This window comes from Staphylococcus sp. EG-SA-2 (assembly GCF_017152085.1).
In genome coordinates this window covers 1-236 of sequence record NZ_JACYHC010000388.1, presented here as the reverse complement: position 1 = coordinate 236, position 236 = coordinate 1, and the positions used below count along the sequence as shown (strand labels likewise).

At 40.7% G+C, this 236-nt stretch carries 1 protein-coding gene; it reads left to right on the top strand.

What is annotated here, in order from left to right:
- A partial coding sequence (locus IDG60_RS03615; RefSeq protein WP_206153641.1) for a hypothetical protein occupies positions 1–202 on the top strand: 202 nt, incomplete at its 5' end.
- Positions 203–236 lie beyond the last annotated feature (34 nt).

The following is a 236-nucleotide window of genomic DNA, read 5'->3' as shown; positions in this document are numbered from 1 at the left end:
TTACTCATTTAGCTCTACTAAACTCGTTGCGCTCTTTTCTCGTTTCGTCAGATTCAAACGTTTTCACTTCGCCAAGCCATTTTTCTTTGTGTTTGCTTTTTATTTTGATGTTTTAGACATAAAAAAAAGAGACCTTGCGGTCTCAATGCGGCTCATCGCATCCATTTTTTGCCTGGCAACGTTCTACTCTAGCGGAACGTAAGTTCGACTACCATCGACGCTAAGGAGCTTAACTT